The sequence below is a fragment of the Mesorhizobium sp. M0514 genome (assembly GCF_040321145.1).
Taxonomy (GTDB): Bacteria; Pseudomonadota; Alphaproteobacteria; order Rhizobiales; family Rhizobiaceae; genus Mesorhizobium.
On sequence record NZ_JAMYQZ010000065.1, the window covers coordinates 1 to 20,623 of the forward strand.

The 20,623-nt window shown below is 60.0% G+C and carries 19 protein-coding genes; 16 read left to right on the forward strand and 3 right to left on the reverse strand.

Going from position 1 to position 20,623, the window contains the following annotated elements:
* The 3 genes from NKI61_RS23270 to NKI61_RS23280 form a co-directional block, all read left to right on the forward strand.
* A partial coding sequence (locus NKI61_RS23270; protein WP_352840976.1) for a glycine cleavage T C-terminal barrel domain-containing protein occupies positions 1-1,789 on the forward strand: 1,789 nt, incomplete at its 5' end.
* Positions 1,790-1,873: 84 nt separating this feature from the next.
* Positions 1,874-3,403 (forward strand): ArnT family glycosyltransferase, encoded by a 1,530-nt coding sequence (locus tag NKI61_RS23275; protein WP_023691023.1) that lies wholly within the window; start codon positions 1,874-1,876, stop codon positions 3,401-3,403.
* Positions 3,404-3,458: 55 nt separating this feature from the next.
* Positions 3,459-4,766: a M24 family metallopeptidase gene (locus NKI61_RS23280; RefSeq protein WP_352841031.1), complete on the forward strand. Its 1,308-nt coding sequence runs from the start codon at positions 3,459-3,461 to the stop codon at positions 4,764-4,766.
* Here the strand turns inward: NKI61_RS23280 and NKI61_RS23285 are convergent.
* Entirely contained in the window at positions 4,731-5,555 is an 825-nt protein-coding gene (locus NKI61_RS23285) for a phosphate/phosphite/phosphonate ABC transporter substrate-binding protein (RefSeq protein ID WP_352840978.1), read from the reverse strand. The two genes, NKI61_RS23280 and NKI61_RS23285, sit on opposite strands and share 36 nt — an antisense overlap.
* Before the next feature lie 168 nt (positions 5,556-5,723).
* Between NKI61_RS23285 and NKI61_RS23290 the strand changes: the two genes are divergently transcribed.
* The 13 genes from NKI61_RS23290 to NKI61_RS23350 all read left to right on the forward strand — a co-directional run bounded on the left by NKI61_RS23290 (position 5,724) and on the right by NKI61_RS23350 (position 19,572).
* Positions 5,724-6,752, forward strand: coding sequence for a tyrosine-type recombinase/integrase (locus NKI61_RS23290; protein ID WP_352840980.1), 1,029 nt, complete (start codon positions 5,724-5,726; stop codon positions 6,750-6,752).
* A 535-nt stretch (positions 6,753-7,287) separates the two neighbouring features.
* Positions 7,288-7,632: a hypothetical protein gene (locus NKI61_RS23295; RefSeq protein ID WP_352840983.1), complete on the forward strand. Its 345-nt coding sequence runs from the start codon at positions 7,288-7,290 to the stop codon at positions 7,630-7,632.
* Positions 7,619-8,788, forward strand: a complete 1,170-nt coding sequence (locus NKI61_RS23300) for a hypothetical protein (protein WP_352840985.1) — start codon at positions 7,619-7,621, stop codon at positions 8,786-8,788. Before NKI61_RS23295 ends, NKI61_RS23300 begins: the two co-directional genes overlap by 14 nt.
* 626 nt (positions 8,789-9,414) lie before the next feature.
* Positions 9,415-10,353 (forward strand): hypothetical protein, encoded by a 939-nt coding sequence (locus NKI61_RS23305; RefSeq protein WP_352840987.1) that lies wholly within the window; start codon positions 9,415-9,417, stop codon positions 10,351-10,353.
* Between the two features lie 260 nt (positions 10,354-10,613).
* Positions 10,614-11,216: a hypothetical protein gene (locus tag NKI61_RS23310; RefSeq protein ID WP_023753627.1), complete on the forward strand. Its 603-nt coding sequence runs from the start codon at positions 10,614-10,616 to the stop codon at positions 11,214-11,216.
* Positions 11,206-12,273 carry a phage major capsid protein gene (locus NKI61_RS23315; RefSeq protein WP_352840989.1) on the forward strand — a complete coding sequence of 356 codons (1,068 nt, stop codon included), beginning with the start codon at positions 11,206-11,208 and terminating at the stop codon, positions 12,271-12,273. The genes NKI61_RS23310 and NKI61_RS23315 overlap by 11 nt, the downstream gene beginning before the upstream one ends.
* Before the next feature lie 2 nt (positions 12,274-12,275).
* Positions 12,276-12,458 (forward strand): hypothetical protein, encoded by a 183-nt coding sequence (locus NKI61_RS23320; protein WP_023753625.1) that lies wholly within the window; start codon positions 12,276-12,278, stop codon positions 12,456-12,458.
* Complete coding sequence (locus NKI61_RS23325; protein WP_352840991.1) at positions 12,455-12,991, forward strand: HK97 family phage prohead protease; 537 nt, start codon at positions 12,455-12,457, stop codon at positions 12,989-12,991. Before NKI61_RS23320 ends, NKI61_RS23325 begins: the two co-directional genes overlap by 4 nt.
* Positions 12,992-13,432: 441 nt before the next feature.
* Entirely contained in the window at positions 13,433-13,816 is a 384-nt protein-coding gene (locus NKI61_RS23330; protein WP_352840994.1) for a hypothetical protein, read from the forward strand.
* Positions 13,816-16,560: a phage tail length tape measure family protein gene (locus NKI61_RS23335; RefSeq protein WP_352840997.1), complete on the forward strand. Its 2,745-nt coding sequence runs from the start codon at positions 13,816-13,818 to the stop codon at positions 16,558-16,560. The genes NKI61_RS23330 and NKI61_RS23335 overlap by 1 nt, the downstream gene beginning before the upstream one ends.
* Positions 16,561-16,585: 25 nt before the next feature.
* On the forward strand, positions 16,586-16,933 hold the full coding sequence (locus tag NKI61_RS23340; protein WP_352841000.1) for a hypothetical protein: 348 nt from the start codon (positions 16,586-16,588) through the stop codon (positions 16,931-16,933).
* Entirely contained in the window at positions 16,933-19,413 is a 2,481-nt protein-coding gene (locus NKI61_RS23345) for a hypothetical protein (RefSeq protein ID WP_352841003.1), read from the forward strand. Before NKI61_RS23340 ends, NKI61_RS23345 begins: the two co-directional genes overlap by 1 nt.
* The gene (locus NKI61_RS23350) at positions 19,414-19,572 is read left to right on the forward strand and encodes a hypothetical protein (protein WP_352841006.1); all 159 of its coding nucleotides are present in this window, start codon (positions 19,414-19,416) and stop codon (positions 19,570-19,572) included.
* Positions 19,573-19,732: 160 nt separating this feature from the next.
* Here NKI61_RS23350 and NKI61_RS23355 read toward each other — a convergent pair whose 3' ends face one another.
* Together NKI61_RS23355 and NKI61_RS23360 are read right to left on the reverse strand one after the other, a co-directional pair.
* A complete protein-coding gene (locus NKI61_RS23355) occupies positions 19,733-19,945 on the reverse strand; it encodes a Flp family type IVb pilin (RefSeq protein WP_352841009.1) in 213 nt (70 codons plus the stop codon).
* A 299-nt stretch (positions 19,946-20,244) separates the two neighbouring features.
* The gene (locus NKI61_RS23360) at positions 20,245-20,409 is read right to left on the reverse strand and encodes a hypothetical protein (protein ID WP_352841011.1); all 165 of its coding nucleotides are present in this window, start codon (positions 20,407-20,409) and stop codon (positions 20,245-20,247) included.
* Positions 20,410-20,623: the final 214 nt, after the last annotated feature.

Sequence of the window (20,623 nt, forward strand, 5' to 3'; positions counted from 1 at the left end):
AGAGCGCAACGGCATCCTGCTCGGCACCTATGAAAAAGCCTGCAAACCCTGGTCGCCGGTCAATACGCCGTGGGATTTCGGCCATGAACTGCTGCCGCCCGACCTCGACCGCATCGCGCCGTCGCTGGAGATCGGCTTCAAGCATTTCCCCGGCATCGAGAAAGCCGGCATCAAGCAGATCATCAACGGCCCCTTCACCTTCGCGCTCGACGGAAATCCGCTGGTCGGGCCGGTGCAGGGCCTGACCAATTTCTGGTGCGCCTGCGCCGTCATGGCCGGCTTCAGCCAGGGCGGCGGCGTCGGCCTCGCGCTGTCCAACTGGATGGTGCATGGCGATCCCGGCTTCGACGTCTGGGGCATGGATGTCGCCCGCTTCGGCGAGTGGGCCGGCCTGCGCTACACCAACGCAAAGGTGCGCGAAAACTATTCGCGCCGCTTCTCCATCCGCTTCCCCAATGAAGAGCTGCCGGCTGCGCGCCCTGCACAAACCACCCCGCTCTATGACACGATGCTCGCCAACAACGCCGTAATGGGCGATAGCTGGGGCCTGGAGACCCCGCTGTGGTTCGCGCCGAAGGGCAAGGAGCCGAAGGACGTCGTCTCCTTCCACCGCTCAAACGATTTCGGTCCTATCGGCGAGGAAGTGCGCGCCACGCGCGAACGCGTCGGCGTCACCGAAATCGCCAACTTCGCCAAATACGAAGTGTCGGGACCTGCGGCTGAGGATTTCCTCAACCGGCTGATGACCAACCGCATGCCGAAGATCGGCCGCATCGTGCTGACGCCGATGATCAACGAGTTCGGCAAGCTGATCGGCGACTTCACCATCGCCAAGGCAGGCGAAGACAGATTTATGATCTGGGGTTCGTCCGCCGCGCAGAAGTACCACATGCGCTGGTTCGAAAAGCACCTGCCGAAGGATGGTTCGGTGCGCATCCACCGCTTCGATCAGACGCTCGTCGGCCTGTCGATCGCCGGGCCGAAATCGCGCGATCTCTTGCAGAAGCTGGTCGATGTCGACATCTCGACCAAGGCGTTTCGCTTCATGGATTTCCGCGAAATGGCGGTCGGGGGCGCGCCCTGCATGGTCAACCGCATCACCTATACCGGTGATCTCGGCTATGAAATCTGGATGGCGCCGGCCTATGAGCGCCTGGTCTACAAGGCGATCAAGGACGCCGGCGAGGAGTTCGGCCTCGTCGATTTCGGCATGCGCGCTTTGCTCTCCATGCGCCTGGAGAAGAACTTCCCGACCTGGTACCGCGAGCTGCGCCCGATCTACGGCCCGTTCGAAGGCGCGATGGACCGCTTCATCAAGCTGGAGAAGAACGACTTCATCGGCCGCGAAGCCGCCGCCAAGGAACAGGCGGAAGGGCCGAAACTGCGCCGTGTTTCCTTCATCGTCGATGCGGCCGACGCCGATGTCATGGGCGACGAGCCGATCTGGGCCAAGGTCGGCAAGGACTATGGCACGGTGGAAAAGCCGCATGGTTATGGCGCGCCGCGCTTCGACATGGCGGGCAAGGAAGTGCGTGGCTCGAAGGCTGCCGAAGGCGCTTCCGCCGTGCGCGGCATCGTCGACGGCGACTGGCGCGTGGTCGGCTGGGTCACCTCGGGCGGTTATGCGCACTATGTGCAGAAGTCGATGGCGCAGGGCTATGTGCCGGCGGCACTCGCCGAGGACGAAAGTGCCGGACTGTTCGAGATCGAGATCCTCGGCCACCGGCGTCCGGCGCGCATCAATGTCGAGGCGCCCTTCGACCCCAGCGGCGAGAAGATGCGGACCTGAAAAGGCGACAGGGAGCGTGAGATCGTGTAAGGGGCCTTCGGCAGTTGGCCGCAGGCATTTTCCCTCGATGAGAAGACGATCCCCTTGCAGTATCTAGAGAAATGGACGGACTGGCTCGGCGAAGGCAAGGTCGGTCCCTTCAACGCCGCACTGGTCTGCGTCGCGGTCTATTGCGTCGTCCAGATCGTGGTGATGGCGCTGCTGTCCCATGTCGTAGGAACCGGTGTCGGCGTCGACGATTCCGAACAGCTGATGTACATGCACTACCTCTGGGCTGGCTATGGCGGCTCGCAGCCGCCGCTCTACACCTGGCTTGCCCGCCTCGTCGCCGCCGTGATCGGAACGAACATCCTCGCGCTCAAGATCGTGAAGTACCTGCTGATCGGAGCGGCGCTGGCGTCGGTTTTCATCGCTGTCCGCCGCCTGGGCTATTCCAGCCGCGCTGGCGCCGCCGCATTGTTCGGCCTGCTGTTGTTTCCGCAGATGGTGTGGGAGATGCAGCACGCCCTCACCCACTCGATCGCCGCTTTCTGTTTTTCAGTGGTGCTGTTTCTTGCGCTCGTCGAACTGGTGCAGCGGCGTTCGCTGGCCACCTATGTGCTGTTTGGCGTGGCGATGGCCGCCGCCATCCTGTCGAAATACAACAACGCCATCTTTCTCGCCGCGCTGATCCTGTCCACCCTGTCGCTGCGCGAAACGCGCGGCGTCATCCTCAACCGCCGGTTTTCGATCAGCCTTGTCGTGGCGGTGCTGCTTTGCCTGCCGACGCTCTACTGGAACCTGACCTACACCGACCAGTTGCTGTCGCACAGCGGCGGCTTCGGCATGGGCAGAGGAGAAAGCGCCATACAAACCGCATTCTACGGAATGCGCGGACTGGGCAAGGCTATCCTGTATTTCGCCGTGTTGCCGGCCGGCATATTCGTCGCGGCTTTGCTCATCGCATGGAAAAAGCCGGCGCCGGCTCTGCAACCGGCGCCATGGACCGAGAAACTGGTGTGGCGCACCATCGCTTTTGCCCTGGCGATGACCATCGTGCTCGTCCTGGCGAGCGGGACGACGCAATTTCGCGATCGCTGGATGCTTCCCATTCTTGTGTTGCTGCCGGTCGCGCTGGCCTTGCGGATGGATGCCAGAGGCGACAAGGGAATGAAGGTGCAGGACGTCGTCGTCTTTGTCGGCGCAACGCTTGCCATCCTCGTGCTGCCGGTGACCTGGTACACGCACCTCAATGGCGGCGACAGCCGCGGCAGCATCGTGCGTGTCGACTACCAGTCGCTCTATGGCCAGCTGACGGCAAACGGTCCGGTTCGCACGGCGATATCGAGCTGGCACTGGGTGGGAAATCTGCGTCTTGTCGATCCCGATCTGGTCGTGCTCGACGACGAGATGCCGGACTTCGGCCATTTGCTGATCGAGCCGGCGGTGCTCGTGATGGCCAATGACAAGGAACCTCCCGAGGGCATCCTGCGGGCCTTGAGCGAGGCCGGCTATGTCGCTGACGGCTCGCCGCAGCAGTTGGTCGTTCCGATGCTGTTCGACAGCGAGCCGCCCACCCGCACGCTGACGGTCACGCGGCTGAAGAAAGCGGCCGCGGGCGCAGCGCCACAGTAAGTCGGCAGGGAGGCGTCGGGTGGAGAAACAAGGGTTCGGTCGTCATCGCAAGATCATGCCGTTCGAGCCCGGCTCCGTCGAAGCCTTGCGCGAAACATCGCGCCAGAAGGCGGCGTCGCTGAACCAGCATGTGCTGGGCTATGGCGCGCTGGCTGAAGCCGAATGGCAAGCGGCAGGCATCGCCGCGCCCGATCTTGCCGCGATGCGCAAATACCGGCTCGAGCGCCTCCGCGCCGAACTGAGGCGCCGAAACTACGCCGGCGCGCTGCTCTACGACCCCGTCAACATCCGCTACGCCACCGATTCGACCAACATGCAGCTGTGGGTCGGGCACAATCCGACCCGCCACTGCTTCGTCGCCACTGAGGGACCCGTGGTGCTGTTCGACTATTTCTCCTGCGAGCATCTGTCCGATCATTCCGGCGTCGTCGACGAGGTGCGGCCGGCAGTGTCGTGGATGTATCTCTATGGCGGCGAGCTGACCGAGCACAAAGTCCGCCGCTGGGCGGCCGGCATCGCCGATCTGGTCAAGGAGCATGGCGGCGGCAACAGCCGCATTGCGGTCGACCACATCAACCCGGAAGGCGTCGAGGAACTCGCCCGGCTCGGCATTTCGATCGGCAATGGCGAAGCGGTGATGGAAAATGCGCGGCTGATCAAATCGCCGGACGAGATCCTCGCCATGCGCCGCGCAATCGTCGCTTGCGAAGCGGCGATGGGTGAAATGGAGAAGGCGCTGACGCCGGGCATTTCCGAAAACGAATTGTGGGCCGAACTCCACCGCGGCAACATTGCGCGCGGCGGCGAATGGATCGAAACCCGGCTGCTTGCCTCGGGGCCGCGCACCAATCCGTGGTTCCAGGAATGCTCATCGCGTGTGATCGAGGAAGGCGACCTCGTCGCCTTCGATACCGACCTGATCGGTCCCTACGGCTTCTGCGCCGATCTCTCCCGCACCTGGCTTTGCGGCGATGCGAGACCATCGAACGAGCAACGGGACCTCTTCCACATCGCCGCCGACCAGATCGCCCACAACACGCAATTGATGCAGCCCGGCATGTCCTTTCGCGACCTGGTCGAACGCTCCGTGGTGCCGCCGGGAGATTGCTTCCCGGCGCGCTACGGCGTGCTCTATCACGGCGTCGGCCTCGCCGACGAGTATCCAACCCTGCCACATGCCAGCGACTGGACGCCGGACACGCCCGATGGCGTGCTGGAGCCGGGAATGGTGCTGTGCGTGGAAAGCTATATCGGCCGTCTCGGCGGCCATGAGGGCGTCAAGATCGAGGAACAGATCCTGATCACCGAGACCGGTAACGAGCAGCTTTCAACCTACCCGTTGGATGCGAGGCTGCTCGGCTGATCCGGCAAGCGCCTCGCGCAGAGCCTTGAGCGTCTTTTCCGGCGTCGTCCTGGCGGTGATGTAGGGCAGGCCTTTGCGCCTTGCCGTCCAGCCGACGACCTTCACGGCGTTTGCCGCAGGTTCGAAACGCTGCGCCAGCGCCCAGCTCTCACAGTCGATGGCAGCTATATCCGCCTTGCCCTCGGCGACCGCGACGATCGAGCCGCGATGGCCACCGCTTTCGCTGCGCGAGGAAAAGATATCCAGGCTTTCGCCGGCGGCCTGCAGATCGCGCGTCAGCGCGATGATGCCCGACATCGAATCGAGGCTGTTGTAGGTAAAACACTTGCCACGCATCAGATCGAGCGGCAGCAAGGCTTTGCCATCCGCGGGCGAGCGAACCTCCGGTCCCTCGCCCGTCCGCATCACCAGCGCGCTCGAATAGAGTTCGCCTTCGCCGCCCTCGTAAGCGTCGTAGCTCGGCTGGCCGACCACCTGCACATGCTTGCTCAGGCCGAGTTCCATCGGCCCCCAGCAGGTCTGCGCGAACAGCAGCGCCGGATGCAGCCAAAGCTGGTGATGGTCGAGTTCGTCCGGCGGCAGTGTCGCCGGATCGGGCGCGATCAGTCTGCCCTCGGCGTCGTGGATACCGCCCGGCACCGGCGGCAGGTCGCCATTGCGGCGCACGATTGTCTGCGGCCCATCGACGCCCTTGTGCCGAAAAGCATCGCGCAACGCTGCCCATTGCGCGTCGACCTCGCCGCGCACTTCGGGCCAGTCGTACATCGGCAATGCCGCGATTGGATTCATTGAATTTTCTTTCAAAATCAATCGGTTAACATGTCATGTGGTGTCAGCGCAATTCCAGCTATTGCGTGGTTTTTCAATTATAGTACAACATGTCGTACCGGGTTTTGAGAGCGGTACAACATGGCTAGCATCATAGAGCGAAAGCGGAAGGACGGAACGCCATCATTCATGGCGCAGATCGTCATCAAGCGCGACGGCAAAACAATCCATCGCGAAAACAAGACGTTCGCCAAGCGGCGGGAAGCCGCGGCATGGGGTGCGTTCCGTGAGGGCGAGATAGCCAAGCCTGGCGCCGTCGAAAACATGAAGAAAGAGGACCCGACGCTAGCCGAGGCAATCGGCAGGTATGAGCGAGAGGCAAAGCGGTTGGGCCGCACCAAGGCTGCGGTTCTAAAGAGCCTAAAGGAATTCGACATCGCTTCTAAACGGTGCTCCGAGATACGCTCTGATCATATAGTGGCATTGGCGCGCGAACTTGCAGAAACCCGACGCCCTTCGACGGTTGCAGGGTACCTCACGTTTCTTTCTGGCGTGTTCAAAATCGCACGGCCAGCATGGGGTTATCCGCTCGATGAGAAGGCCATGACCGATGCGACGACGGTGGCATCGAAGCTCGAGATGACGGGCCGCTCTCACCAGCGAGATCGGCGCCCGACCATCGAAGAGATGAGTCGCCTTATGGAATTCTTCGCTGGACGGAGGGTTGACAGCCTGCCCATGGAAAGGATTTCGGCATTTGCTCTTTATAGTGCGCGGCGCGAAGGCGAGATTGTGCGCCTCCGCTGGGCCGACCTAGACGAGTCGCATTCCCGCATCTTAGTGCGCGACGCAAAGGATCCTCGTGGATCATCGGGGAACGACATCTGGACGGAGCTAACGCCAGAGGCTCTGGCCGTCATCAAGGCCACGCCGAAGACGGGCGAACTGATCTTTCCATACAAAGGTGACACGATCAATTTCGCATGGCGCAACGCCTGCAACATGCTTAACGTCGTAGACCTGAAATTTCATGACTTGAGGCACGAGGGCGTGTCGCGGCTCTTTGAGCTCGGCAGGACCATCCCGCAAGTCGCGTCAGTCTCAGGACATCGTTCTTGGCAAAATCTGCAGCGCTACACCCATATTCGCGAAATTGGCGATAAGTGGGCTGGATGGAAGTGGCTGGACATTATCGCGCCAACGCAACAACCGGCCTGACAGAGCGGGACAGTATTGACATGCCAGGCGAAAATGCCTATAAATTGCATCGCGTTGACGGCAAAATCCACCTTCCGCTAAATACCTAACACTGATTCAAGGGGGTTTCAAGTGCTTTTTTCCACAAACGAGGCAGCGGCAAAAATCGGGAAGTCGCCGAGCTGGCTAAACAAGAGCCGCATGGCGGGCACAGGCCCGGTCTACCTTAAGCTTGGTGCTGGTGTGCGATACGCCCTCCCCGACCTTGACGCTTGGCTTTCGGCGCAGAGGCGCACCGCAGTTTATGACCATGCCAATGATAACGAACGTGCGCGAGCAGCCGCATGAAGCCCACCTCAGAAATGACCCTGGCCGAGATCGAGGTCGAGCTTTCCGCCATCCGTGCCGTGCAGGCATGGCGGAAGGCGCAGCGGGAAGCTTCCCGCCCATAGAACACGCGCCTGCGGCCTAGCGTCGATTTTAACCATTGCCCGCAGAGCCGTGAGCGCGCCTCCTTTTCAGTGCCTAAGAAATTCTCTTCCGAACAGGAATCGAGATGCAAATCGAAGATGTGCCTGAATCCACGATTCAGCGAATGATCGACTATACGGCAGCCTCAACAAACCTCCTCCGCACCGGCAGACATGATTTCCGTATCCCCTTCATCGTCGTAGATGAATGGGCTCGGAAGGGTCAATGTGTCCTCTCCACCAACCGTCTGGCGCGCGACTTCAAGTCGACCAGGCGAACCATGTGTGCCTCCATCCGTCGTCTGATCGAAGCTGGCGTCATAAGGGAAATCGATCGCACCAGCGACGGGCGGCCCATATTTGAGCCGTGCCTTGAGATTGGCGATACGTGGCGCGCCGCGAAGGAGGCCCGCGTCAATGACACCCACTAAAGACGTTGGTTCCCTCGACCAGTTCCAGCTTGCCCTGTATGCCTCCAAAGGCGCCGAGCCGCCATTGAATGGGACGGACCTGACCGTCCTATTGGAGTTGATCGACCGGTTCAAAAAGAAGGATGGAGTTACCTTCCCGTCGAGCGCCGGACACTTGGCGCGCGAAACCGGCCGCCCTATCCGCAGTGTTCAAGAATCAATTCGCCGACTGCAGGACATGCACCTTGCGGAGATCGTAGACCAGGGCACAGGCACCCGGGGCAACACCTATACATTCAACTTCGCGTGGGTGCGTGAGGTGGCTGCTGAAATAAAATCCGAGATTGAGTCCCGTGCGACCGCACGTAAAAAGCGCAAAAAGAAAAATCCCGCTAGTAACGCGGAAAATCGCGTAGCTACCAATGAAACCCTACCTACGCGGAAATCCGCGCCACTACGTGACATTGTTACGCGGAATTTCGCGCACCTAAGTGGTGGAGCTACGCAGAAATCCGCACCCCAAACCTACGGGGTTCCTACGGGAACCTACGGAGGTGGTGCTGATGCACCGCCGTTTGGCTACGCCACGTCGGGCATCGCCCCACTTAAGAAAGATGGCAAACGCGACTTCACAGTCTATCCGAATGTCGAGAGATGGGTCACGATTGACCGCATCGAGACCGAGACGCTGGAGGAGGAAGACGACAACGCAACGGTGATGACAGCTTTTTACACCACAGATTGTGGCATCCAGTCCGATATCTTCATTGTCACCAACAGCGATGATGAGAACGAGCAGGCAGATGGCCAGAAGGTGCTGGGCAACCTGCTTGATGCCGTTGGTATTTACCACCAGATTGAAGATGCAGAAGAGCTAGTAGGGCGCCGTGCACGCCTCTTGCTGCACTATCACAATGGCGGTTTCATCAAGTGCCTGCCGCGGCAGGCCGAAGGCGACGCTCACGACAGTATTAAGGCGTCTGTCGACAATTCACCGAGAGCGTTTGAAGGCCCTAACATCGACTACGACTGGAAACCAGCGCCGCGCGTCGAGAGGCCACGCATTAAGTTCGTCCCCAAATATTCGGTGGTAGCCGAAGCGGACATAGAGGCACGGGAGTTGGCCAAGAAATGGGCTGCCAAGTTTGACGACGACGATGCGGAGGAAGCAGCATGATATCCCGCACAATCGCAGTGGGCGCCGAGACCGTTCAGGTGCGCAGACTATCTTGGGCCGAATTCCATCGAATCCTGCCGGACAGGAAGGATAACCGTTCGGACTTTGGGGCGACCCACGGCGCGCATGGGGGTAGCCAGACGAGGCCGCACCTTGATTTGCCAGATGGGAACAAGATGCCAATGGCTCCTGCTCAAGCTCGAAAAGGGAGCCGGCTGGCGTCCTCGCCGATCGAATGCACGGCTAAGCCTTCGTCGACTGCGGCCAATACGGCGCACCGCTCGAGCTGATCGTCGGACATCTCACAATCGGGAACTTTATCTCGCACCCACTGAACGGCAGCAAAGGTTGAAATGATCCGGCCAGGAGCAGAGCAGCCGATATACCCGACGATAGCGTCAGCGACGTCATCGGGAATATGAAAGTTCAAATGGCGCGAGGTGGAAGCTGCGCGGTTTGGCATTTCGCCTACTGAAAGCCCCACCGGACTGGGACGCCTGGAAAGAACAATTAGCAACACCTAATGGACGGCGCGAGACGTTATGCACCGTTTTCTTACCCGTCCCGCGCACAGCGGCTCGGCACTGCCGGCTTGGCCGGTTTCTCCAAATTGGAATGACCACCCAATGAACAACAGCCCAGCATTCATTACCAAGCCGCGGCTGGCCAAGAGCAAGCTCACCGGCGGGCCAGTTACATCGACCCCTGAAGAACGGACCGCACGCAGGGCCAGGGCAGCCTTGGTCACGGCAGAGGCGGCAACGGCCATCGACACGCACCGCGCCCGCCTGGAACGGCCGGCAGCTAACGACAATGCGGATCCAAGATGGCGCGGCAATCTGCCCGTGTTGCATAACATCACGAAAGACGATCCGGAAGGCGCATACGCGGTTTGGGCGTTCGGGCAGCAGTCAGTCTTGGGAGACGTTCACGGCGACGTAAACGCATTGTTCGACGGCGAAGACGAACCAGAAGAACTGCACGAGTTTCAGCGGGAGCGGGTGCACAAAATCCGACCATCGATTGAGGAAATGTTCTCTGACTTGTTGCGAGTCCGGGTAGTGCATAAGCGCGGCCCACAAGGATGGGAGCAGACATACCGGCACTCCACAGATGTGCGTGTTTTGAGCGAAGGCGCGATTGGGCTCGGTGGCATGCAATTTAACATGCATCGCAAAGCCAGACGTCCCCCTGCCGGAGGGCTCATGACGTCCTACGTCGATCGCAATGGTGTCACCCGCCAGCCGTTTTACGATACGTCAGAAACGCGCGGTGCGGATGAGCCGCTAAGCCTTCATCGTCGGCCGACGAGTGCGCACGCGCTAGTCGCACCGGCAGCCGAGCCTATACCGCTTTCCGAAGCGGCTGCAGGCGTTCTGGAGATGATCTTGGCCGGTTTCCATAAATACGAGATTGGCGAAGCGCGCGGATATAGCCGCGACTATGCAGACCGCGGTGCGCAGCGCCATATCAATCAAGCCGTAGCTGAAGCCAAGTCCAAGTTTCCCGCGCCCGCTCGCTTGGCCGACAACGACGATGTCAATATTTGCAAGGCTGCCGCTTAGAATGTGCCTTTTTGCGCCATTCGAGGGTGTCATTCATGAAGACATATAACCTTTAGCATCGGTCCCCTCGGCATCGTTCGGTGCTTAACGCGCTTTTTGCGGAAGTACCGCAGGGCGCGGTCAATTCGCACCTACGGGTGCGCCCTTTTCCAAAAATCCAGCCACTCGTCAGGGTGGCTGTTGATCGACCGCCAGCCTTTAACCGTCGGGTTTGAAGGCTGGCGGTACCGCTTTTCGCCTTCTGAAAAGGACTCCCATAGATGGCCCCCGCGAAACCACCCAAGACAACCACCGCTGCGCTGGAGTTTGAAGCAATCCAGAGCAAGGCTGCCGGCTTCAAAGCTCGAGATCGCGAGTTGCGCACTGAACAGATCGCCTTGGAACAGACCGGCGTTCGACCGGAAGAAAAGGTCGCCGGCCCTGGCGTTCGAGATTGGGCAGCGGCGCTGCTCGACGGCTCGACGGTTCCAGCGGAGCGTCAACCTTCAGATGGCGAAAAACTCCACGCCATTATCACCGAGCGCCAGGCGCTTGCCCTGGCAATTGAAGCCCTAACACACAGGGAGAACCAAGCGCGGATCGCGGCAGCAGCCGAAGCCGTCCGGACCAGCGCGGCGATCTGGCGCGCGATCGTGCGGCGCCGTGTCGACGCAGTTCTTGAACTGCGGCGGGCAAACGCTGCAGCCGCCAATTACCGCGAAGCAATTAGGAGCATCGCCAAAAGTAGCCCCGCTCTGATTTGCGATGCGCAGAGCGGCCTTTTATTCGGCCAACCGATCGTCGGCGACGCCAGTTACGTATTTTTAGAAGCCGCCTGCAAAGCCGGTTTCGTTACCCGGAAGGAAATCACCAATGCGGCATGAATTTTTCCACACCGGCGCGCGAATCCGCGCCTTCGACAACGACGCGGCAGCCCTAAAGGCTGGCATGTTTTTCCGTGCGGCTCTGCACGATGGTGACGAGGTCGCCCAGGCCTGGTGCGCGAAAAACGGGGTGCGTGTCGAGAAGGCGCAAGGTGAAACCACCGGCACTATCGGCGGCTATCTTGTCCCGACTGAAGTTGAGGCCGGGATCATCAAGATCCGCGCGCTGGTCGGAACGTTTCGACGCAACGCCGACATCAAGCGCATGGGCTCGGACACGCGCTCATTCCCGCGGCTCGACACAGGTTTGACGGCTGCCTTCGTCGGCGAAAATGCAGCGATTGCAGAACAGGACCGCGTTTGGAGTTCCGTGACGCTTAACGCCAAGAAAGCGGCAGCCCTGTCTCGCATTTCCAGCGAACTCGGCGAGGACGAGACGATCGACGTTGGCCAGGACTTCGCCGAGGATGCAGCCTTCGCAATTTCAAAGCTTGAGGATGACTGCGGCTGGAATGGTGACGGCACAGGCGCCTATGGCGGGATTGTCGGGATCTCCACAAAGCTCATCGATGGCAACCACGACGCCGGGAAGATCGTGGCGGCTACCAACAACGACACGTTCGCCGAGCTAACGGCCGCCGACCTGGGCACAGTTATTGCCGCTTGCCCTGAATATGCCTTGGGTAACGCAAAGTGGTACGCGAGTTCATACGCAATCGGCCAGACGTTTGTTCGCCTCGGCGCGACCGTCGTTGGGCTTGAAATGACGCCTACCGGCCCGAAGCCGATCCTGCAGTACGGCTCTTATCTCATCGAAGCCGTGCCCAGCCTGCCCGGCAGCGGCGATCAGTCCGGCAAGGTGATGATTGCCTTCGGCGACCTATCCATGGCGGCAACCCTCGGCGACCGCCGCGGCGTGACCGTGAAAACGACTGAGGAGCGATACCTCGAGTACGACCAAATCGGCTGCCGTGCGACCGCGCGTTTCGACATCAATGTGCACGATCTCGGCAACAACACTGTTGCTGGCCCGCTTGTAGCGCTGGTGGGGAACTAGAGATGCGCGAACTCGATATCGAAATGATCAACCCGCCGTTCGGCATCTCGGCCGAGCGCCATCATGATCTCGTGCGCCTAATCCTGAAGACACGTCTCGGCGAACAGCTTTCGGCCAATCTCACTAAGGAGGCGGCGTCAGACCTGGCAACATCACTGCAGGCGCTCGTGAAGGGTTTCGAATGACTGAGATCAAACGCTCCTTTGCGCCTACAGTCCTGAAGTTCTCTGGTGCCGGAATTGGTCTGCGCCAGGTTCGGGCAATCGTATCCACCGGCGAGGTTGATCGTATGGGCGATATCATCGACCAGGCCGGGATTAAGCTCGACGCCTTCCGCCGATCACCGACGGTGCTTTGGCAACACGATGCCGATCACCCTATCGCGAAAGCACTCAGCATCGGCCTTGAAGGCGGCAAGCTCGTCGCCTTGGTCGAGTTCCCGGCCGAAGGGATTAGCGCCAAGTCGGACGAGGTCTACGGCCTGATCAAGGCTGGCGTCATCAATTCAACGAGCATCGGCTTCGTGCCGCTCAAAAGCGTTCCGCTCAACCCCGCCAAGCCGTACGGCGGCCAGCGCTTCACCAGCAGCGAGATGCTTGAGTTCAGCTTCGTTAGTGTGCCTGCCAACTCGAGCGCTTTGATCACGGGACGCTCGGCCAGCCAGACGCCACGCCTCGATGAAGCACGACGCAAGCTCGCGCAGCTCAGCCGGTCATAAACATAGTTTGGGAAGCCAAGAGACGGGCAAACCGGGTGTATGGGGTCTTGCTCCTAAGAGCGGGATGGGGCTTAGACCGCCCAACCCCACGAAAGCAGAGTGTTATAACATAACATTGTGCAGTGCAGCAAAACCACACTGCGTATCGCAGTGCAACATGAAATATGTGACATAAATGCAACGTTGGTGCAACGCAACATGGTCATTGTGCAGTGCGGGGTAGGGGGTCTCAACGTTATAACATAACGGGGCCTTAGACCGCTTCGGGGCTCAGCTTTCCTAAAGCTGTAGAAAAAAAGTTTCTTCAGGAAGAATTTTCAATCAGCCCCGAGGGGGTATGCGCTCCAAGAGGCGGACTTGTCTGACCTGCATCTGCCGCAGGCTATGTGCATTAATCTCTGAACAGACGTCGACACCCTTCTCAATAGGACTCCCAACAACATGACCACCAACCAACGCGCCTCGGCGCGACCGCATAGCCGTGCGTCCGCCAGCGAAACGCTCGCTGAGGCGCACACACACATGACGCCGGCCGAGATCGCCGCGCACGCCCTAAGAATGGCTGACGAGTTGGAGGCACTGGCGCGGATCCTGACCAGTCAGAACGGTATCGTCACCGCGGTTGCCGACACGCTGCGCAACCAAAGCATGACGGTCCGCTCAATCAATGACTTGTACCGCGCCGGCCGGAAGCGTGAGGCGCGGGAAGCGCTCGCCACGGCGGCTGCCGTTCCTGATCTGGAGCCCATGCCCCTGGCCATCATCGTGCCGGAGTGGTCGATGGCATTGTTTAGCCCAGCCGAAGCGCGGGAGGGGTGCCGCTAATGGCTGACGAAGTCGTCATTACCGAACTCACCATCGATGCCAGGCAGGCCGAGGTCGGGTCAGCAACCTACGTCAAGGCGATGAAGGCTGCACAAAGCGCCGTCGATAAGGTGATCGACCAGGCGAACGCCGCGAACGTTGCGATGGAAAAGCAGTCAACCGTCATGACGGGCACCGCCGGCTCCATCTCCTCAACCGCCAAGGCATGGGATCGCCTGAAGGCGTCCGCCGACCCGGCCTATCGCGCGACCCAAGAGATGGAACGCGCGATGATCACAGCCGATGCCGCCTCGCGCAAGCTCGGTATCGACGAGGTTGAAAGGGCAAGAGTTCTCGATCTTGTCAGGCAGAAGACCGATGCCGTTTCCGCCTCTACGCGTGCCGGCGTGAGCCATATCGCCAGCGTGGGGACTGCAGCCAAGCTAACGTCGAACCAGATGCTAAACCTCTCGAGGCAAGGCAACGACGTCATCACCATGTTCGCGCTCGGCGCACCGCCGATGCAGATTTTCGCCAGCCAGGCCGGGCAGATTTTCGATGCTCTGGAGAGCGGTCCTCAAGGTGCGCTTGGCTCGCTGAAGGCGGTTGGCGCCGGAATACTCAACTTCGTCGCGACACCGCTTGGCGGCATCGTGACCGCTGCCGGACTAGCCGGCGTTGCGATCGGCGCCTATGCCTTGGCCGCGCGCCAGGACGTCATGTCCGCCGACGAAGTGCTGAAAAACCACAAGGCGCTGATTGACGAGATTGCGGCGGCTTATCCGGCCGCTGCGGCTGCGGCAAAGAAGTACGAAGACCAGGCGTCTCAGATGCCTAAGTCCGTCATCGCTGCCGACACCGCCGACAACGTTGCCGATGCACGTAAGACGCTCGACAAATTGATGAATGATACCCGACGGCAGTTGGACCTGTTGGACACCGGCGATGGCGATTTCGCCCGTATCGGTAAGGCTGGGCTTCAGAGATTTGCCGAGCTTTCCAAGGAACTCAAGAGCGGTGTGATCGATGCGGTTGATCTGCAGAGCGAACTCGGCAGGATTCGCCTGGATCCGACGCTCTCGAAGAACGCTCACGACTTTGCGAAAGGCCTGCAGGACACCGCAGCGCAGGCTGCAAAAGTAGCCGCGACGATTCCGGCTGGCCTTGAAGCAAAGGCCATCGCCGTCGACAACCAGAAGGCCACCAAGTCGCTGGCGGAAGTCGCTGCTGGTTTCAAGGATATCAACCGCGATGCTGGCACCGCGGATGCCACAATTGCCAGGCTGTTCGGCACAATCGACAGTGGCGCCTCTGATGGCTTCGGGGTTACGCGCTCACTCGGCGGTTCCATCCAAGGCGTCGTCGGCCAGTTCGAACAAGCAGGCCAGGCTATCCAGAGAATGCGGCGCGAACAGGCGCAGAGCATGCTCGATCTCACCAAGCAGTTCCGCGACACCACTGCGGAAGTTGCCACGCTGAAGGAGGCCGTCGCTACGGCTGGTAGCCAGGAGAATATCACTGCATTCTTTGGCGATGTTCGTAACATCGACGGCGCCAACGCCGCGCTAGGAAATACCGTCGGCATCATCAACAGACTCTTCGACGCGATGAGCACCGGCAACGCCAAAGCCAGCGATGTGGCATCCGGCGTCGACCTGCTGCGCAAAACCCTGGTCGATGGTGGTCTGGGCGTTGAAGCCGTCGACAGGTTTATCGACTCGTTAGTCCGTGCCCGCATGATGTTGGACACCGACACTGGAAAAGTTCACCAGTTGGGCGCGGCGGTCAACGCTCTGCGTGACAAGACAATCACCGTCACGGTGGTCACGCGTCAAGTCGGCACCGGAACGCAGTCGACCTACGATGTGCCTAAGTCATCGGGCGGCGGCACTACCGGCGTAGGCGTCACGCGCTATTCGTCAAATGGTCCGGCGGTCTCCTCGACACCAATCTTCAACACCTCAACGAACTCGTGGGGCTACACGCAGCCCAAGACCTATCAAGACCCAAGGGTGCTTGCGCAGGTTAACGCCATGTACCCGCAGCGCGCGGCAGGCGGTCCAATCTCGCCCAACACACCTTATTGGGTCGGAGAAAAGGGTCCGGAACTCGTCCTGCCGCAGTCGGCAGGGACGGTTATTCCGCACGCGCAATCAATGGCTCTGGCCACAACATCGCAGACGACGGCTGACCAGGACAAGCTAACCGCTGCGATTACCGATACCGCGGTGAACACCAAGAAGACGGCTCAGCTGCTCGATGACATCAAGACGTCGGGTGGCGGCTCTGGGATTGGCGGATCGTCGTCCGGTGGCGGATCGTCTGCATCGGGCGGCACAGAGCGCGACCCACAATATGCCGCTTACTTGAAAGCGCTCGCGACGGCAAAGTCGAACTTCCAAGCCGCAGGCATCGTCGGCAGCGGCAATATTGGCTACGGCGCACAAGGGCTAGGCGCTACGCCGCAGCAGATCGCCCATCGGGCTGTCTACGGCTACGCGACGGGGGGCATCGACAGCAGCGACTCGCAGCACGTCGAGTTCTTCAAGAACCCGAAAGAGAAGGTCATCATCGCTCGTCCCGATCAGTTCGAGGACAGGCGTGACGGCGGTTCATCCTCTTCCGGCGGCCAGAGGCCGATTGAGATCAACATGTCGGTAAATGTGCAAGCCGGTGCGCAGGTGAACAAGGAAAGTGCCGCGGAACTGCGTCGCCAAGTCTCCATGGCTGTGCGCGATGGCTTGAGGTCACTCAATGGTCGATAATCGGTCTTTCCCGCATACCTACAAGGTGCAAAGCACCGGCAATTGCTTGGGGCCGTTGTTAGCCGGCTCCTTGTGGTCGGTTTCAGCAATTGAGGAGCCCAGGGAGGGCGATATCGTCGCGCTCTGGCTGGCGCCCGGCCGCTTTTCGGACGGCACCGAAGGCGACAGCATCGGCCATCGAGTGGCGCGCGGCGAAGCCTGCATGATGAAGATTTTGCTCACACAGGACGAGGCCAGTATCACCGTGATGACGCTCAATCCCATGGCAACGGCGACAATCCAGCGAACCGATATCGTGGCGATGCATAGGGCTTTCGCTGTCTGGACACCGGACGGCGATCAGCGCTTTCTGCGGCTGCAGGGAGCCGCCTGATGGTCTGGTTTGCAACGCCCGGTTCCTCGAACGTAGGGTCGTCTTGGGGTGGATGGGGCTCAGAGCAGACGACAAAGCAGCCCGACCCGGTTTCTTCTGCTGCACCTTTTTCTTTTTCATCGGTCCTTGGCCGGCAGATCCCGATCGTTGTCGGAACCTATCCGGTCGATGGCATCCCTGTTATCGGCGGGGCGGCCACGGTCACCAACATATCAGGGTACACGCAGGTCAAACTGACATCCCTACAGGGCCTTGGCGATGTCGGCGGCACGGGCTGGCTGAACAATGACCCGTTCTCCCGCGTCGCGTTGGTGCCCATCCAGGGCGCCAGCCAGGTCGCATCCATGGGCTATCTGCTGGCCTACGATCCCTTCGGGGACGGTTACAAGCTTGTGCAACTCAAGGTCAACGACGAGGTGGTCTTCGACGCCGAGAAAGGTTTCGGAGCATCGACCACGTTCCGCTTTTATGGGGGCACGCAGACCGAAGCCGACCCGATCACGAAGGCTGTCATCGGCACCAATGCCGGGGCATGGCAGAACTTTGCCATGGTCTATCTCGACGGATTTTCAGCAACCAGCCCACCGACCGTCAAGGCAGTGATTTCCAACGCGGCAACGGAGACGGGCACAGGCGGCGATATCGCGTGGACGGGTGAGGCACCAAGCGGAATTCTGAACGCCTTCCCGAATGGTTCGGCCTATGATCCGGCCGAAGGCGTCATTTATCAGATCTTCGACCCGACCGATATTCCTAGCCTCACTCAAATCTATCTTGCGGTGCTGGACATCGACACACTTCAGGAGCGCTATCGGGTGCCGCTTGAAGGCTCCGGACCCTATGCCGTCGGCCGGGATGTCAACGATTCTCAGCTGACCATTCCGATTGCGATGGCGGGCACCGGTTTGCTCTTGATCCAGTTGTACGGCGCGGAGGCGACGCCTCGTCTATCCGGGATCTACGATTCGGCGAATGGACACCTCATCGCGTCTCAAATCGATACCGCCAATATGATCTGGCTGACGGTGCAGCAATTCGGTCAACTTTGGGTATTTATTGGCCATAATTTCGATGCCGGCATGGGAGTCACCGGCATCTTTGATCCCGCCGAGGGAACTTTCGAAGTCGATCCTGAAGGCATCCCGGCTAGGTATCTGGTTGTCAACGGCAGGGTGACCACTGAGTTCACGTCATTCTTCACCGCAACGTCGAGCTTTACGGGCGATGCAGACATTTACGAGATGCGCTTCAACGGTGATGCCTGGACCTCGACGCTGCTGCACTCGCTCACTGGCCTGTCCGGCTTGTCGGCAAGCGTGCTCTGGTTCGACCCGGCAACCGGCTATCTTGTGGTCGGCGCCGCTCTGGACGGCTCGATCAATCGATGGCTCTACATCGACCCTGAAGACGGGTCGGTGATCGATACATTCGACACGGCCAAGATGGGCTTCAATTCGGTCTTCACACTGCCCCGCTTGCACAACCGCCTAATCAGCCTGCCTGGCTTCGTGATGATGCTCTGGTCCGACGGCGATCCCGACGAGCCCGCTTATGAAATTATCACGCTGGATATCCAGGCAAAGACGATTTCCACCTTCGCCGATGAAGTGGTGCCACGGTTTACCGTTGGCGAATTTTCATACCTGATCGCCGACCAGGGCCGATCGCTCTGGATGAGCGCACTTGGCGAATATGTGTGGACGGTTCACAGGCAGCCGAACACCATTCCTGGCTCGGTCAGCCTCAGGTGGATGCTCACCAAGATCATGTCTCTGGCCGGCTACACGCCCGAAGAACTTACCTTCGATGGTCCCGACTGGGGCGGCGACCCCGATCCAGATCCAGATGATCCTGATCCTATCGACCCCGCAGTCGGCGCTCTTGACGCACTCGACTTTCTGGCTGAGACCTACACCGTTCACGGGTCAACCGCGGCGGCCGTCGATGTCATCGACAAACCTGAGCGTGTCGGCGCCAGCGGTCTTGAGATCCCGTTGGAGGAAGCCGACGGTGTCGTCTCTGCGATCGGCGATTGCCTGGCCGATCTGCTCACGATGTACTGGACGGTCGTGATCGAGTGGGAGGAGCTGACCACGGATGGCGCCACCTATCTGCTGTATCTGGCCGATGTCGATGACAATCACACGATAGTCATTGAGCGCAGCACCGCTTTCACCGGCCTGCGTGTTGACACGCACGAGGCGAGCAACAACACCCGGAACGTTGAGATTAACACCTCGCATGGCCCAGGCGTCCACAAGATCGCGGTGACCAGGACCGACGCCTTCATCAGCATGTCCTGCGACGGCAGCGATGTCGTTACCCAGGTGGTCGCGCCGATCTCGATGAACCCAATGGCAACGGCTTCGTTCGGCGGTGACCCAACCGAGGGTTATGGGAGCAACAACAACACCTTCATCCGCAAGTTCTACCTGCTGCCGCCGCGGGACGACGCCTATCTGCCGGGGTTGTCGGTATGATTGCCCGACCACCTCGCCTTCACCGCCGCAAACACGTTCCGCTACACGCCGGACTTCTCTCGGCTGTCCCAGCAGGGCAAGCTGGCGATGGTCGGCTTCGGGCTGAGAAGAGCAATCGTAGGAACGATGCTGGCTTCTCTGCTGCCACCAGCAATGTGAAGCGGGTGTGCGCGGCAAGCTGGCTCTAAAGGAAAAGGGCCGGCGCGACGAACGCCGACCCTTCTCTATCGCCTATGCAAATTGATGGGGAAGCTAAACCCAGCAAGTCCGCGCAGGCAACGCGCCGTTCGGGTTCAATCGACGGCGGCGCGTTTGTTCTTTACGGCGTGCAACCGCCAGTGCCGGTGCCGGCAGCGTCAACGCCTTTGCCGTCAAGATTTGCGCAAAGACCGGTGAACTGATCGCCGACCCAGCCGCCGATGGCCAGGATCGCGAGCAGCGACGCCGCTGCAATGATGCCGACCAGGATTGAATATTCGACCATCGCGGCGCCACTTTCGTCGTCGCGGAACTGCTTGAGAAATTTCGTCATTGTTTGAACCCCTGTTTACTCTATTTACCCGGACAAAGGTGCCCCTGTAGGTGCTCATCCCCCGGTCCCGATGCTGATCCTCTTCCTCAAAACCGGGAGGAGTCAACTATCGTTTAACGAACCGTTAACCTTTGGATGCTTTGGGCTTGGTTGTCTTTACAGCTAAGTCTCTGCGGAATCATCATAATTCCCGGCTTAACCATACGGCGCGGTCATGTTGGGGGCCGAAGCCTAGCCCAAGACCACAGATATACCCCGTTATTTAGCGGGTGCTAATGCCATAGTTCACCGGACGCGATCTAACCCGCGATCGCCATTCCAAAGCCAACACCTAGGCCGATAGCAAGGCCCAGGAACAGCTTGCCGGCCAGGTCGAGGGCAAAGGCGCGGACAGGGCGCCATACGTCCTGGCGGGGCTCTGTGAGGGCTTGGGCGATATCATCGAAGATATGGTCGTGTTTCATGGGGTGGCATCCTCCCTCGCTCAGGCACACATGGATTCCACAGAACAACGTTGGAGTCCATATGGATTCTCACAAGTAAAGATTAGGCGCTTTCGCATAAGCCGTATTGACAGTTAAGGCGCTTTCGCCTTGCTTTATTAGGCGAACGCGCCTTATCGTTTCAGAGTACAAAAATAAATATTGTAAGGTTCTTGCAACCCGTCCGATTCTCCTC